14 protein-coding genes are annotated in these 13,795 nt (G+C 34.8%); 9 read left to right on the top strand and 5 right to left on the bottom strand.

Translation table 11 applies throughout. The features are described from left to right. Window positions 1-87: 87 nt before the first annotated feature. Window positions 88-249, bottom strand: coding sequence for a 50S ribosomal protein L34 (gene rpmH / locus L1S34_RS04585; protein WP_008464848.1), 162 nt, complete (start codon window positions 247-249; stop codon window positions 88-90). A gap of 164 nt (window positions 250-413) precedes the next feature. On the opposite strand from rpmH, the gene L1S34_RS04580 reads away from it, so the two are divergent. Next, window positions 414-929, top strand: coding sequence for a DUF2892 domain-containing protein (locus L1S34_RS04580; RefSeq protein ID WP_236363004.1), 516 nt, complete (start codon window positions 414-416; stop codon window positions 927-929). A 53-nt stretch (window positions 930-982) separates the two neighbouring features. Here L1S34_RS04580 and L1S34_RS04575 read toward each other — a convergent pair whose 3' ends face one another. Beyond that, window positions 983-1,657: an alpha/beta hydrolase gene (locus L1S34_RS04575; RefSeq protein WP_236363003.1), complete on the bottom strand. Its 675-nt coding sequence runs from the start codon at window positions 1,655-1,657 to the stop codon at window positions 983-985. Between the two features lie 114 nt (window positions 1,658-1,771). On the opposite strand from L1S34_RS04575, the gene L1S34_RS04570 reads away from it, so the two are divergent. Next, the gene (locus tag L1S34_RS04570; protein ID WP_236363002.1) at window positions 1,772-2,491 is read left to right on the top strand and encodes a pirin family protein; all 720 of its coding nucleotides are present in this window, start codon (window positions 1,772-1,774) and stop codon (window positions 2,489-2,491) included. Window positions 2,492-2,505: 14 nt separating this feature from the next. Then, a complete protein-coding gene (locus L1S34_RS04565) occupies window positions 2,506-2,790 on the top strand; it encodes a GNAT family N-acetyltransferase (protein ID WP_236363001.1) in 285 nt (94 codons plus the stop codon). A 56-nt stretch (window positions 2,791-2,846) separates the two neighbouring features. On the opposite strand, the gene L1S34_RS04560 is transcribed toward L1S34_RS04565, so the two are convergent. The 3 genes from L1S34_RS04560 to L1S34_RS04550 form a co-directional block, all read right to left on the bottom strand. Beyond that, a complete protein-coding gene (locus L1S34_RS04560; RefSeq protein ID WP_236363000.1) occupies window positions 2,847-4,481 on the bottom strand; it encodes an ABC-F family ATP-binding cassette domain-containing protein in 1,635 nt (544 codons plus the stop codon). Window positions 4,482-4,687: 206 nt separating this feature from the next. Beyond that, window positions 4,688-5,863 (bottom strand): GlmU family protein, encoded by a 1,176-nt coding sequence (locus tag L1S34_RS04555; RefSeq protein WP_236362999.1) that lies wholly within the window; start codon window positions 5,861-5,863, stop codon window positions 4,688-4,690. A 316-nt stretch (window positions 5,864-6,179) separates the two neighbouring features. After that, complete coding sequence (locus tag L1S34_RS04550) at window positions 6,180-6,431, bottom strand: type B 50S ribosomal protein L31 (protein ID WP_166138340.1); 252 nt, start codon at window positions 6,429-6,431, stop codon at window positions 6,180-6,182. A gap of 242 nt (window positions 6,432-6,673) precedes the next feature. Here L1S34_RS04550 and L1S34_RS04545 point away from each other — a divergent pair, with 242 nt between their 5' ends. The 6 genes from L1S34_RS04545 to L1S34_RS04520 all read left to right on the top strand — a co-directional run bounded on the left by L1S34_RS04545 (window position 6,674) and on the right by L1S34_RS04520 (window position 13,754). Next, window positions 6,674-7,204, top strand: a complete 531-nt coding sequence (locus L1S34_RS04545; RefSeq protein ID WP_166138343.1) for a DUF4199 domain-containing protein — start codon at window positions 6,674-6,676, stop codon at window positions 7,202-7,204. A gap of 6 nt (window positions 7,205-7,210) precedes the next feature. Continuing rightward, window positions 7,211-8,167: a glycosyltransferase family 2 protein gene (locus L1S34_RS04540; RefSeq protein ID WP_236362998.1), complete on the top strand. Its 957-nt coding sequence runs from the start codon at window positions 7,211-7,213 to the stop codon at window positions 8,165-8,167. 133 nt (window positions 8,168-8,300) lie between these two features. Then, window positions 8,301-10,028, top strand: coding sequence for a phospho-sugar mutase (locus L1S34_RS04535; RefSeq protein WP_236362997.1), 1,728 nt, complete (start codon window positions 8,301-8,303; stop codon window positions 10,026-10,028). Next, window positions 10,028-11,857: an ABC transporter ATP-binding protein gene (locus tag L1S34_RS04530; protein ID WP_236362996.1), complete on the top strand. Its 1,830-nt coding sequence runs from the start codon at window positions 10,028-10,030 to the stop codon at window positions 11,855-11,857. Before L1S34_RS04535 ends, L1S34_RS04530 begins: the two co-directional genes overlap by 1 nt. A gap of 110 nt (window positions 11,858-11,967) precedes the next feature. Next, window positions 11,968-12,615 (top strand): DUF2306 domain-containing protein, encoded by a 648-nt coding sequence (locus L1S34_RS04525; protein WP_236362995.1) that lies wholly within the window; start codon window positions 11,968-11,970, stop codon window positions 12,613-12,615. 2 nt (window positions 12,616-12,617) lie between these two features. Further along, window positions 12,618-13,754, top strand: coding sequence for a retropepsin-like aspartic protease (locus L1S34_RS04520; protein ID WP_236362994.1), 1,137 nt, complete (start codon window positions 12,618-12,620; stop codon window positions 13,752-13,754). The last annotated feature ends 41 nt before the right edge of the window (window positions 13,755-13,795 follow it).

Genomic DNA, 13,795 nt, shown 5'->3' with positions numbered 1-13,795 from the left:
GTCGATTTACAGTGATTTTTTTACCGAAAAGGTATAAAAAAAGGCGATACTAAAAAAAGTAACGCCTTAAATATGTTTATTCAAACATTATTTTTTGTGTCTTGGTTCGCTAGAAACAGTCAATTTATGTCTTCCTTTAGCTCTTCTACGCGCAAGAACTTTTCTTCCATTAGCAGAAGCCATTCTGTCCATAAATCCGTGCTTATTTCTTCTTTTTCTTTTCGATGGTTGAAACGTTCTTTTGCTCATTGCTTTGTATCTTTAAAAACTTATTTATATGTCTATTTAATTCTCAATAGTGGTTGTTCGAAAACCGAGTGCAAATATACAAAGACTTTTTTTCCTCACAAGTAGTTTTGTAAAAATATTTTCAATTCCTTTTACTATATTTGTGCTCTTAAATTAAACACGCTATGTTTCACAAAAATATCAAATTTATTATTGCCGGACTTATTATTGCTGCTGGCATTTGGCAATTTACTGAGAGTAACATCGGTAACGGAATTTTCCTATTAGTATTAAGTGCCATTCCAATATTTTTATACTTTAGAAATGAATTTATTTTACTTGCTTTCTTAAAACTGAGAAAACAAGATTTTGAAGGAGCCAAAAAATGGTTGTCGCATATTAAAAACCCTGAAACTGCTTTGATTCAGAAACAACAAGGATATTTTAATTACTTACATGGAATCATGCTGGCGCAAACCAACATCAATCAAGCCGAAAAATATTTCAAAAAAGCAATTGAATTAGGTTTATCAATGGATATGGATTTGGCTGTTGCCAAATTGAATTTGGCAGGTGTAGCAATGACACGTCGTCGTAAACTAGAAGCTACTGCTCTTTTGAACGAAGCTAAAAAATTAGACAAGCAAAACATGCTGAAAGAGCAAATTACCATGATGAAAGAACAAATGAAAAAGATTTAATTGTTTCAATTTTATATAACAGAAAGGGTCAAATTTATTTTTGACCCTTTTTTTTATGCTTTCAATTCAGATGTTCCTAAAATTAATGCAGGTAAATGCTCATTGAGCCATTTGTATTTATTTAAAATCATAATGTGTGTTCCGCCTTTTACAACAATACATTTATTAATGTATTGAATCGGAAAAACGTCATCTTGATCGCCATGAATGTGAATTACTTTTTCGTCAATTGCTACTCGATCCCACAGCACAACCTGTTCTACGGCCCAAGTTAGGTATCCCACATCACGAACGGATAAAAATTTCTTGTACAAATGCAAGCGTTCGTTAATTTTATGACCAAACGAAAACCGTGCTAAAGCATCTACATTTGCAATCAACCGCATGGGCAACAACTTATAAGCCTTGGTTGCCTTGGCTATTTTTAATCGCCTCGGAAACTGATTATTACAACGAACGCTTGATATAATGATTACTTTGCGAGTTGTAATAAACTGTGCTATTTCTTGAACTAAGATTCCTCCAAAAGAAACCCCAATAAGTACTGGATTTGCGTGTGTAATTTTAGCAGCCATTCGTGACGCATACTGCTGTAGAGATTCATTGGTTAATGGAATTTCCCATTCTAATAAATGCATTTCAAACTGCGATTCAGGCAAAGAAATACGTTCAAAAATAGCAGTACTTGCTGCTAAACCAGGCATGAAATAAACTGGAATTCTATCCATAATTGTTTTAACTATTTTATAACATCATTCGGATATATAATCCCGAAATTTGTTTAAAAATAATTCTTTTTTCAGAATAAGCACTTCTTTATAATTACATATTACCATTAAATTATGACTTCGCAACTTTATAAAGCAAATACAAGAGGTACTGCCGATTTTGGCTGGCTTCAGGCTAATTTTTCTTTTTCGTTTGGCAACTATTTCAATCCAGAACGCGTGCAATTTGGAATGTTGCGTGTACTAAATGACGATACCATTGCAGCAGGAGCTGGTTTTGGCACGCACGGTCACGCCAATATGGAAATCATCACGATTCCGCTTGAAGGTGGCTTGATGCACAAAGACAGCATGGGTAACGAAGGCGTTATTCGCTTTGGCGAAGTACAAGTAATGAGTGCCGGTAGCGGAGTAGAACATTCTGAAATGAATCCTAGCAAAACCGAGCGTGCAAAAACGTTACAGTTATGGGTTTTTCCCGATACAGAAGAAGTAACACCGCGTTACGACCAAAAATCATTTGACCTAGAACAACACAAAAACACTTTCGTAAACGTAGTTTCACCAAAGGATCACAACGATGGGAACGCGCTTTGGGTGCACCAAAAAACGTTTTTTAACTTAGGTGTTTTTGACGAAAATACTACGGTAAGCTACCCGATTCAAATTCCAAACAACGGAGTTTACTTATTTTTAATAGAAGGTGAAATTGAAATAAACAACCAAATTCTGACTGCAAGAGATGCAATCGGAATAACCGCGACAACTGCAATTGACATTAAAATTAATAGTACAGCTAAAATACTGTTGATTGAAGTACCAATGCAGCAATAATCCTCCTTATTTTTATGGAAATTAAAGACAATACATTTTCGAGACAATTTGAAACCAATAGCCCACAAGGTTTACTAGCTGTGGAGTATTCTTTTCAAGAAAAGAAAATCTTTCTCACCAAAATTCACAAACCAGAAGGATTTAATGATGAAGATTTTTTGAATGATTTTTTAAAAAGTATTTTAGAAAATGCGATTGAAAAAAAGTGGAAAGTAGTTCCTATTTTACCACGAATTGTACAGTTTTTTAAAAAATTCCCCCAATACAAAGAATTACTTCCTCCCGGAATTAGACTATAAACAAAAAAGCGACTGCATTATTCCTGCAGTCGCTTTTTTATTTTAGATCGAAAATTTTACTTTTCAATCTCACGCATATTTTCCATTTTCTTATTTGCTAAGAAACCGGTAATATCTTCAAAATGCTCTACCACACGTTTGTTTCCAAATTCAAAGACTTTAGTTGCTAATCCGTCAAGGAAATCACGATCGTGCGACACCAAAATTAAAGTACCATCAAAATCACGCAATGCATCTTTGATAATGTCTTTAGTTTTCATATCTAAGTGATTTGAAGGCTCATCCAGAATTAATAAATTCACTGGCTCAAGCAACAATTTAATCATCGCCAAACGTGTTTTCTCACCTCCAGAAAGTACTTTTACTTTTTTGGTCACATCGTCACCATGAAACATAAACGCACCCAAAATATTTTTGATTTGAGTTCGCACATCACCTACTGCAATGCCGTCAATTGTTTCAAAAATAGTAGCATTTTCATCTAATAAAGCCGCTTGGTTTTGAGCAAAATAACCAATTTGTGCATTGTGCCCAATTTCTACACTACCTGAATCAATACCAATTTCTTTCATGATGGCTTTAATCATGGTCGATTTACCTTCACCATTTTTACCCACAAAGGCAACTTTTTGACCTCTTTCGATTACCAAATTAGCATCTTTAAAAACCACATGCTCGCCATACGATTTTGACATTTCTTTTACAATCACAGGATATTGTCCAGAACGAGCTGCTGGCGGAAATTTCAAACGCAAGGCAGAAGTATCCACTTCGTCAACCTCGACAAGAACTAATTTTTCTAACATTTTAACTCGCGATTGAACGGCATCTGTTTTAGAGAAAGTACCACGAAACCTATCAATAAAAGCTTGATTGTCTGCTATAAATCGTTGTTGCTCATCGTATGCTTTTTGCTGATGAATACGACGGTCTTTACGCAATTCTAAGTAATGCGTATACTTTGCTTTATAATCATAAATACGTCCCATTGTTACTTCAATAGTACGGTTGGTAATATTATCAACAAACGCTCTATCGTGCGAAATTACCACAACCGCTTTAGCTGAATTAATCAAAAAGTCTTCTAACCATTGAATACTTTCGATATCCATGTGGTTGGTAGGCTCATCTAGTAAAATTAAATCGGGTTTTCTCAAAAGAATTTTAGCCAACTCGATGCGCATTCTCCATCCTCCTGAAAACTCAGAAGTTTGACGCGTAAAATCAGTACGCTCAAACCCTAAACCTGTTAGAATTTTTTCTACTTCAGCTTCATAATTTATTTCTTCGATAGCATAAAATTTCTCACTCAAATCAGAAACGCGTTCAATTAACTTCATGTACGCATCACTTTCATAATCAGTACGAATGGTTAATTGTTCGTTGATTTCGTCAATTTCAGCTTTCATGGCAAAAACTTCCCCAAAAGCTTTTGAAGCTTCTTCAAGCACAGTAGCTCCATCAGTTGTTAGTAAATGCTGTGGCAAATAAGCCACGACAGCCTCTTTTGGTGCCGAGATATTTCCTGTTGAAGGTTTACTTTGTCCTGCAATAATTTTAAGTAAGGTAGATTTACCCGCGCCATTTTTACCCATCAGGGCGATTTTGTCATTTTCATTAATGGCAAAAGAAACATCACTAAAAAGCGTTGTACCACCAAATTGCACTGAAATATCGTTTACTGTAATCATTATTTGAGTTTAAAGTTTTATGTTCAAAAGTGTAAAGGATTCCATATTTTATGAAACCGTTTTTTGAAGGTGCAAAGATAGATTAAATAAGGAATTGAGCAATTATTAATTTTTTATACCAAAAACTAAAAACCGCTAATTCACGAATTTAAAATTTGCGAATTAGCGGTTATTTAATGGCTTTATATTATTCAAACAAGAAGCATTTATTCTTTTCTCCACTTTTTAGTTTCCTCAAAAACATGTTCTAAAATGGCAGCTTCACGCTCATCAAACTCCATATTACGGCGACTCATCACCAAGCGTGCCGTTTCAAAAGCTTTTTTAGTGATATAAGTTGTAAAACCTGCAGCTCCACCCCAAGAAAAACTTGGTACAAAATTGCGAGGAAAACCGCTTCCAAAAATATTGGCACTCACTCCCACTACCGTACCGGTATTGAACATCGTATTGATACCGCATTTACTGTGATCGCCCATCATTAAACCACAAAACTGTAGTCCGGTTTTAGCAAATCCTTCGGTTTCATAACTCCATAGTTTCACCTCTTCGTAGTTGTTTTTAAGATTCGAATTGTTACTATCTGCACCGATATTACACCATTCGCCAAGAACTGAATTTCCTAAAAAACCATCATGACCTTTGTTCGAATATCCGAACAAAACCGAATTATTTACCTCGCCACCTACACGGGAATGCGGACCAACGGTAGTCGCACCATAAATTTTGGTAGCTAATTTTACTTGCGCATGATCGCACAATGCAAATGGACCTCTGATTACGGAACCTTCCATAATTTCAGCATCTTTTCCAATATATATAGGTCCAGTAGAAGCATTTAAAGTAACATATTCGAGTTTTGCGCCTTCTTCGATAAAAATGTTTTCAGGTGCAATCACATTTACACTTTTGGGAATAGGTTGTGACGTTCTATCTTCTGTCAAAAATTCAAAATCAGCACGAATTGCAGCATCATTTTTAGCAAAAATATCCCAAGTATGCGCCACTGTTAGGCAATCATCGTTGTACTCGATGATTTCGTAGGAGTCAAAATCAACCTCTTCTTGCTCGTCATTGGTATAAAAAGCAATGACTTCATCGCCTTTAAAAACTGCTTGATTCGGCTCTAAATTACTCACTATTTCCGCCAAAACCGGATTAGGAAGAAAGGAGGCATTGATCATTACATTCTCCTCTAATTCAACCATTGGAAATTTTTCTGACAGATATTCTTCTGTTAAAGTAGTTGTGGTCGAACCTAGGTAAAGTTCCCATTTTTGACGAATAGTCAAAATTCCGATTAAAATATCAGCAACAGGGCGTGTAAATGTAAAAGGCAAAAGTGCATTTCTGGCAGGTCCGTCAAAAAGTATGTAATTCATGGTGTAGCGTTTCAGATGTTATGAAGGTTCAAAGTTACAAAGTTTTGAATAGCAATAAAAATAAAAGGTCAACGAAGGAATTGCCTATAAACTTGTAACATTTTTCGTAACCATTAAGGTATTAAGAGAATTAAGGTTTTGAAAAATAAAAGGTCAACCAAAAAATTATCTAGTAAATCGTAATGTTTTTTTTAACCATTAAGAAATTAAGGTTTAGGAAAATAAAAGTAGTTTGCACCAATTTATAACGCAAACTTGCTATTAAATAAAAAGCCCCGCAAATTGCGAGGCTTTGGTATGATGTGAACAGTTAAAATTATTTAACGTGTTTCGCGTATTTAGTTTTGAACTTGTCAATACGTCCTGCAGTATCGATAAGTTTAGATTTACCTGTGTAAAAAGGGTGAGAAGTTCTAGAGATCTCCATTTTTACAACTGGGTATTCAACACCGTCAACTGTAATTGTTTCTTTTGCATCTGCAGTAGATTTAGTGATAAAAACTTCGTCATTTGACATGTCTTTAAATGCAACTAATCTGTAATTTTCTGGGTGAATTCCTTTTTTCATCTTGTAAATCTTTTTTTATTGATTGGTTAGTCCTTGTTTTGCAGCTTTTTCAAATACAAAAAAGGTATAAACGCCTACTAACTTTTTGTTTAATACTATTATTTTGAGTGTGCAAATTTACAATTAATTTTCAATAAACAAATCTTTGATTCACTTTTTTTACGCAATTCCAAAAAACGTTTTTTAGCGCTGTATGTATTGGGAATTGTTATCTTTGTGGATTAATTTTAAAACTAGCAAAAATGACTAACGAAATTGTTAAAAAGAACGGAATTACATTTGGAGTTGCAATTGGAATTGTTTCTTCATTAATTACTGCACTAATCTATGCTATTGACTTGAATTTGTTTACCGAATGGTGGATAGGAGTACTCAGCATCTTAACATATTTAGTTTTAGGAATTGTTTTGTTGGTTCGAACAAAAAAAGAATTAAATGGCGTTTTTACTTTTAAGCAAGCCTTTACGACTTATTTTATTGCCATCGTAGTTGGAATTTTAATATCTGTCCTATTTAACATCCTACTATTTAATGTAATTGATCCATCTGCAAAGGAGGCCGTTAATGAATTGATCATCAAATATACTATGAATATGATGCAAAAATTTGGCGCTCCAGCATCAGCAATTAATGAGGCTATTGCTAAAATGAGAGAAAACGATCCGTACTCACCTATTGAATTGTTGAAAGGATCCCTTTTCAGTATTGGTTTTAGCTCAATATTTGGTTTATTATTAGCCGCTATTTTCAAAAGCAAATCTACACAAGAATAAAAATTAATGAATTTATCTATACTAATTCCGCTTTTAAACGAAGAGGAATCCCTGCACGAACTCTACACTTGGATTATCAAAGTGGTTCAATCTCATAATTATTCGTATGAAATCATTTTTTTAGATGATGGAAGTACCGATAATTCTTGGGGACTAATTGAAGGCTTTTCAAAAGAAAATCCTCATGTAAAAGGTGTTCGTTTTATGAAAAACTTTGGAAAATCGCAGGCCTTGCATGCCGGTTTTGCAAAAGCACAAGGAGACGTTATTATTACCATGGATGCTGATTTGCAAGACAGTCCTGAAGAAATTCCGGGATTGTATGACATGATTACCAATGGGAAATACGATTTGGTTTCGGGTTGGAAAAAGAAACGCTACGACTCTGTTGTTGCTAAAAATTTACCCTCGAAACTATTTAATTGGGCGGCTCGAAAAACATCTGGAGTTGAATTAAATGATTTCAATTGCGGCTTGAAAGCGTACAAAAATATTGTTGTTAAAAACATTGAAGTTTCTGGCGAAATGCACCGCTACATTCCGGTATTGGCTAAAAATGCAGGTTTTGGTAAAATTGGTGAAAAAGTAGTGCAACATCAAGCCCGAAAATATGGTGAAACTAAATTTGGGATGGAACGTTTTATTAACGGATTCTTAGATTTAATTACCATTTGGTTTTTATCCCGCTTTGGCAAAAGACCAATGCACCTTTTTGGCGCCATGGGATCTTTGATGTTTGTTATAGGATTTATGCTTGCTGGTTACATCGGTATTTCAAAGTTATACCACATGTACAACGATATGCGTTATAGCCTAGTGACCAATAATCCGTGGTTTTATATTGCTCTCACTACAATGGTTTTGGGAACACAATTATTTCTAGCCGGATTTCTGGGTGAAATCATTTTACGAACAAAAAATAATGAAGAACGCTATAAAATTGCAAGTAGTGTAAACTTGTAGTTTTAAGAAAAACGACATACAATGGGACACACCCTAGCCCTGATAGCAGTGGAAATCCTTTTATTCGCCGCGGCGAATAAAAGATTGTAACGAATAGCAGGAAATAGCTCCTAAAAATTAAAAAATACATCAAATGGAAATTAAACAAAACATTTTAGATGCGGTCAATGAATGGTTGACTCCTACGTTTGATCAAGCCACGCAAGAGGCAATTATAGAATTAATGACCTCATCACCAAAGGATTTAGAGGAAAGTTTTTACAAGAACTTAGAATTTGGAACTGGCGGAATGCGCGGTATCATGGGTGTGGGAAATAACCGAATCAACAAATATACATTAGGAAAAAGTACACAAGGATTATCTGATTACTTGAAAACTGCTTTCCCGAACCAACCATTAAAAGCCGTTATTGCTTATGATTGCCGTCATGACAGTGATACGCTGGCAAAAGTAGTTGCGGATGTTTTTTCGGCTAATGGAATTGAGGTTTACTTGTTCTCTGAACTCAGACCTACGCCAGAATTATCTTTTGCAGTGAAGCATTTGGGATGTCAATGCGGAATTGTACTTACTGCATCGCACAACCCGCCTGAATACAACGGGTATAAAGTGTATTGGCAAGATGGAGGACAAATTGTGCCACCAGAAGACAAAGGAATTATTGAGGTAATTGAAAACTTGACTTACGATCAAATCAAATTTACAGCAAAAGAAGATTTGATTCATTACGTAGATACTGAAATTGACGCTGCTTTCATACAATCAACTATTGAGAATGCAAGTTTTGGCACTTCAGCTGAGGCCAAAAAAGACTTGAATATTGTATTTACTTCTTTACACGGTACTTCGATAAAACTTGTTCCAGATACTTTAGCGCAAGCGGGCTACACCCAAGTGCACATTGTTGAGGAGCAACGCGTGCCGAATGGTGATTTCCCAACAGTAAAATCGCCAAATCCTGAAGAGCCTGAAGCGTTGACAATGGCATTGGCGTTAGCAGATAAAACTAATGCCGATATTGTTGTGGGTACTGATCCAGATTGTGACAGATTGGGAGTTGCGGTGCGCGATAACGAGGGTAAAATGGTATTGTTAAACGGAAATCAAACTATGGTTTTGATGACGGCCTTCTTACTAGAGCAATGGAAAAAAGCTGGAAAAATTAACGACAAACAATTTATTGGTTCTACGATTGTATCAACTCCTATGATGATGGAACTTGCTACTAATTATGGCGTAGAATGCAAAATTGGTTTGACCGGTTTTAAATGGATTGCTAAAATGATCAAAGACTTCCCAGAACTAGAGTTTATTGGTGGTGGCGAAGAGAGTTTTGGTTACATGGTGGGTGATGCCGTACGTGATAAAGATGCTGTTGCAGCAACCCTTTTAGTTTGTGAAATGGCAGCTCAAGCCAAAGCCCTTGGAAGTACTGTATACCAAGAACTAATTAAATTGTATGTAGACAACGGTTTTTACAAAGAACACTTGGTATCGATTACTAAAAAAGGAATAGAAGGTTTACAAGAAATCACACAAATGATGATTGACTTACGTGAAAATCCTTTGAAAGAAATCAACGGCGAAAGAGTGATTATGGTAGAAGATTACCAAGCAAGTACAGCTAAAAATCTATTGGATGGTACTGAATCAGCCATGACAATTCCAAAATCGAATGTTTTGATTTACTACACCGAAGACGGTTCTAAAATATGTGCTAGACCAAGCGGTACCGAACCAAAAATTAAATTTTATATCAGTGTAAATACTACACTAGAGGCTATTGAAGATTTTGAAGAAGTAGAAGCAATTCTGGACCAAAAAATCGCCGACATTATTACTGCAATGCAATTGAACTAATGGATCAAAACATAAAAAAATTAATACCCTTTACAAAACCTTATCAATCACATATTGTATGGAACATTATATACAACATTTTGTATGCTTTGTTTAGTACAATATCTATGTTGACTTTGTTTCCTGTTTTGCAGGTACTTTTTGGAAAAACTGAAAAAGTATTCAAAGAGCCTGTTTATTCTGGAATTGGTAACTTAAAGGATTATGTAACAGAATACATCAACTTTAAAATTTCCTCTTTATCAGATAATGAAAGTACTGAAGTAGTATTGTTGTTTGTGGTAGCGATGGTTATCACTACATTTTTCATTAAAAACTTATTCAACTACCTAGCTTCCTATCACATCATGCACTTAAAAAATGGTGTATTGAAGGATTTGAGACGCTCGATGTATGCCAAAATTATCGAATTGCCTATCTCCTATTATTCTGAAAAAAGAAAAGGTGATATGATGGCGCGTATGCTAGGTGATGTCAACGAAGTTCAAAACTCTTTTTTCTCCATTTTAGAATTGGTGGTAAAAGAACCTTTGACTATTGTATTTGCATTAGGAATGATGTTTGCCATAAGTACCAAATTGACATTATTTGTGCTTATTTTTATGCCTATTTCGGGTTATATCATTTCTAAATTGGCTAAAAATTTAAGAAGCCAATCCAGAGAAGCACAGAAAGAAAGTGGCTCTTTAATTTCTGTTGTTGAAGAAACATTAGGCGGATTAAAAGTCATAAAAAGTTATAATGCTGAACCTTCTTTTAAAGGAACCTTTAACGCATCTGTAACAAGATTATTGAACTTAACCAACAGCATCGGAAGCCGTAACAACTTGGCTACACCATTGAGCGAATTTCTTGGAGTAACCACAATTGCTATTTTACTTTTTTACGGAGGAATTTTAGTTTTGAATGATAAAACGCTTGACGGCGCTTCGTTTATTGTGTATTTAACACTAGCTTTCAATATTTTAACTCCTGCCAAAGCCATTTCAAAAGCATCTTATTCTGTAAAAAACGGATTAGCTGCTGCCGAACGTGTTTTTGAGGTTTTAGATGTGGAAAACGAAATCACATCCAAAGAAAATGCTGTTCAAAAAGACACATTTGAATCGGATATTACCATTTCAAACATCAACTTTAAATACGAAGACGAAAAAGTTTTAAAGAACTTTTCGTTGCAAGTAAAAAAGGGACAAACGGTGGCGCTCGTAGGACAATCTGGAAGTGGAAAAAGTACTATTGCCAACTTACTAACTCGTTTTTATGATGTAAACGAAGGCACGATTTCTATTGATGGAATAGATATAAAAGATCTCGATTTGCAATCACTTCGCGGTTTAATGGGATTGGTTACGCAAGACAGTATTTTGTTTAATGATACCATAAAAGCAAATATTTCATTAGGAAAACCAAATGCTACCGATGAAGAAATCATTGAAGCTTTGAAAATTGCCAATGCCTTTGAGTTTGTACAAGATTTACCAAAAGGAATTCACACAAACATTGGAGACAGCGGAAATAAATTATCTGGAGGACAAAAACAACGTTTGTCTATCGCTCGAGCGGTTTTGAAAAATCCACCGATCATGATTTTGGATGAAGCAACCTCAGCATTGGATACTGAAAGCGAAAAATTTGTGCAAGTAGCGCTCGAGAACATGATGCAAAACAGAACTTCAATTGTTATTGCGCACAGATTATCCACCATTCAAAAAGCAGATGTGATTGTCGTGATGCAAAAAGGAAAAATTGTAGAGCAAGGAAACCACGAAGAATTGATTGCGCTGCAAGGTGTTTACAATAAACTAGTGAGTTTGCAATCGCTTGAGTAGTTAAAATCGACAACTCAGCATTGAAGTAAGACATTTCAGTATATATTTTTTAAAGGTTACGTAAGATAGCAATATATTTACGTAACCTTTTTAATTTAAAACATTCTGTTATGCTATTCAAAATTATCTTAGTGCTGCACATTCTTTCTGGATTTATTGGTTTACTGTTGGGTACCATTGTTTTAATTCGCAAAAAAGGCGACCGACTTCATAAAAAAATTGGCTTGATTTTTACCATAGCTATGGTCAGCACCGGATTGTGTGCTTTTTACTTATCCTACGTACATCCTAATTTATTTCTTTTTATAGTAGGCGTTTTTACAATTTACTTGACCATTTCGGGATACAGAATGATCCAATTAAAAAAAGCCCATTTGGGTCAGAAACCGCAAATTGGTGATGCACTGCTAACTATTGCCATGTTAATCTGCTCAATCATTTTTTATTACATTGGAATTCGTTATGTACTAGCTAAACAAGTTTTTGGTATCGTATTTCTACTATTTGGAACTGCTAGTTTACGATTGTGTTACACTGAATACAAAGCCTATACTGGCAAAGTAACTGATACTTTATACGGTTTGAAAAATCATATTGGCCGCATGACAGGTGCTTATATAGCAGCATTTACAGCTTTTATAGTGGTCAACAATACTTTTTTACCAGATGTATTAGCTTGGAGTTTACCTGGAATTTTAGGCGGTATTTTTATTTCAAGATCGATTAAAAAACTAAGATCAAACGCTAAAAATATTTAGTTATGAAACGAATTTTAGCAACAGCTCTTTTCTTGAGTATATCAATTGTCAATTACGCTCAAAACACAAAAATAGATACGATTCCGTTTAGCTTAAAATCAAGTTTACTGGTTTTTAAAGGGAAACTAAACGGAGTACCAACCGACTTTATGCTAGACACTGGTGCTGCATTGGGTGTGGTTCCATCAAGCAAAGCGAGTGCAGCCAACATCCAGATTTCTGCAAAAAAGAATATTACTGATAGCAACGAAAATCAAAACAGCATGCAATCAGCAGTTATTGAAACAGTTACTATTGGCACATTTGACATACATAACGTAAAGAGCATCGTGTATGACATGCCTCTTTTATCGTGCGCCGATACTTATTTACTTGGCGCTAATGCCATTAACAAACTAAATTGGAAAATTGATTTTGACAAAAAACTACTTTACGTTTCCAATGCAGTTTTTGAAACTAATACTGACATGTTAAGCATACCGATTGTTTACAAAAGCAACAGGCATTTTACCACGTTTTCAATTCAAGGTACACCCATAAAAAATTGTTTAATTGATACCGGTTACAATGATTTTCTTGAAGTTGACACAAATGAGTCTGCTTTTAAAAAATTAAAAAAAGACCCTAAAAACGAGATAATCACTGGTACTAAAATTGCCATGAGTTTGACAGAAATAAAAACTGTTGCTTTTGAAACCCTTTCATTTGATGGCTTGACACTTGGAAATAAAAGCTTTGAAAATGTAAAAATAGAGAGCAAACCTGGTACTGAAAAGAAGCTTGGAATATCCTTTTTTTCGCAATTAACATCGGTTACGATTATGAACAATAGTACATCAACCTATCATATGCAATTGTCAAACAAACCTATTTCTTTGCAATTGAATTTTGATGCTGATGTGTTTTTGAAAAATGGTAAATTAACAATCACCGGAAAAAGTAATCAAGAAGAAAATACAGCAAAAGACCTAACAATTGGAGAAGAAATTCTATCCGTTAACGGACTAAAAGCAGCCGACTTTAAAAATGAATGTGATTTTATTGCTTGGCGCACAGAAGCAAAAACGAAAGAATCTTTGGAGCTGGTAATGCCTAATAGCAAAAAAATAACGTTGAAAAAACAAGTTCTTAAATCATAAGTAAAAAAAATTGGTGAACTTTACACAAAAGCATTTCCTAT

The sequence above is a fragment of the Flavobacterium sp. K77 genome, assembly GCF_021608205.1.
In the GTDB taxonomy this organism is placed as follows: domain Bacteria; phylum Bacteroidota; class Bacteroidia; order Flavobacteriales; family Flavobacteriaceae; genus Flavobacterium; species Flavobacterium turcicum.
Note: the sequence above shows the minus strand (reverse complement) of the source record. Positions and strands in the feature narration are given on the sequence as shown.

Excerpts from the sequence above, each read along its gene's own strand:
- L1S34_RS04525 (WP_236362995.1), top strand. The coding sequence starts at position 11,968 with ATGCTATTCAAAATTATCTTAGTGCTGCACATTCTTTCTGGATTTATT.
- L1S34_RS04575 (WP_236363003.1), bottom strand. The coding sequence starts at position 1,657 with ATGGATAGAATTCCAGTTTATTTCATGCCTGGTTTAGCAGCAAGTACT.
- L1S34_RS04535 (WP_236362997.1), top strand. The coding sequence starts at position 8,301 with ATGGAAATTAAACAAAACATTTTAGATGCGGTCAATGAATGGTTGACT.
- L1S34_RS04580 (WP_236363004.1), top strand. The coding sequence starts at position 414 with ATGTTTCACAAAAATATCAAATTTATTATTGCCGGACTTATTATTGCT.
- L1S34_RS04520 (WP_236362994.1), top strand. The coding sequence starts at position 12,618 with ATGAAACGAATTTTAGCAACAGCTCTTTTCTTGAGTATATCAATTGTC.
- L1S34_RS04555 (WP_236362999.1), bottom strand. The coding sequence starts at position 5,863 with ATGAATTACATACTTTTTGACGGACCTGCCAGAAATGCACTTTTGCCT.
- L1S34_RS04565 (WP_236363001.1), top strand. The coding sequence starts at position 2,506 with ATGGAAATTAAAGACAATACATTTTCGAGACAATTTGAAACCAATAGC.
- L1S34_RS04545 (WP_166138343.1), top strand. The coding sequence starts at position 6,674 with ATGACTAACGAAATTGTTAAAAAGAACGGAATTACATTTGGAGTTGCA.
- L1S34_RS04530 (WP_236362996.1), top strand. The coding sequence starts at position 10,028 with ATGGATCAAAACATAAAAAAATTAATACCCTTTACAAAACCTTATCAA.
- L1S34_RS04550 (WP_166138340.1), bottom strand. The coding sequence starts at position 6,431 with ATGAAAAAAGGAATTCACCCAGAAAATTACAGATTAGTTGCATTTAAA.
- rpmH (WP_008464848.1), bottom strand. The coding sequence starts at position 249 with ATGAGCAAAAGAACGTTTCAACCATCGAAAAGAAAAAGAAGAAATAAG.
- L1S34_RS04560 (WP_236363000.1), bottom strand. The coding sequence starts at position 4,481 with ATGATTACAGTAAACGATATTTCAGTGCAATTTGGTGGTACAACGCTT.
- L1S34_RS04540 (WP_236362998.1), top strand. The coding sequence starts at position 7,211 with ATGAATTTATCTATACTAATTCCGCTTTTAAACGAAGAGGAATCCCTG.
- L1S34_RS04570 (WP_236363002.1), top strand. The coding sequence starts at position 1,772 with ATGACTTCGCAACTTTATAAAGCAAATACAAGAGGTACTGCCGATTTT.